Here is an 841-nt window from a genome sequence, read left to right on the forward strand (position 1 = left end):
ACCAGAGCACTACAATTTTTATCATCTACATATTCACAATTGACAAACTGAAACAACGTTATCCACAAATCGCATAAAAAATTGGTATCTACCTTCATTGCACACCTCCATGGATTTGTTCTCTCAAACATGCCAATCCTCTGGGTGTGATTTTCGTTGAAGGCAGCACCTTTTCTGTACCATCCGGTCTTTGAATGGTAATAGCAGGACAGTCCATGAATCCTTTCTTGATCTTATCCTGATAAGGTAACAGAGGCGCCCCTGGAGCCCGTCGATACACCCAATCATGTTTACGCAAGTAATCCGTTAAATCCTTTGGCCGTACCTCTAACATCTTCGCAGCTTCAATAAGACCGAACAGCCCATCAGAACGCTTTAAGCCTTCCAAAGCTTTTGCTTTTGGTGTCAATTCAGCAATAACATGATCTTTCTATTCGATTTGGCTTTGTAAGTGATTCAAAACACCAAGCAATGCCTCCGGTTTGGAGTAGTCGACCTGTGGTGTTACTACTTGTTTCAAGAGCCGTTCACATTTGATAAAGTATTGACGTGCCTCATGCCCTTTGTCATTACGCTCTATCATCGAAAGGTGTTTAGCCATGTCTAATGTAATGTGGTATTCTTTTACCTTTCCACCGTTTTCTAAATTTTTAGAAAGCGTTATAAAGTTTATATTTTCCAGAAACTTACATTCTTTAATGCGATTTTTAATCCAGTCTGCAAACTTTGATGTAATTCCTAAAAATGCGTGCAAATCACGCGCATTAACAGTTTGAACAGTTTCCTGATCAATAACCCGTTCTTTAATTTCTATAAGAGTGTTCATAGTGAACTCCTATCG

General features: G+C 39.2%; 1 pseudogene. It reads right to left on the reverse strand.

What is annotated here, in order from left to right:
* Window positions 1-94: 94 nt before the first annotated feature.
* Window positions 95-826 (reverse strand): annotated as a pseudogene (locus tag ACFIKE_RS11860) (antA/AntB antirepressor family protein).
* Between the last annotated feature and the right edge of the window lie 15 nt (window positions 827-841).

Origin of the sequence: Bartonella sp. MU70NMGDW (assembly GCF_042194085.1) — a bacterium.
Classification (GTDB): domain Bacteria; phylum Pseudomonadota; class Alphaproteobacteria; order Rhizobiales; family Rhizobiaceae; genus Bartonella; species Bartonella grahamii.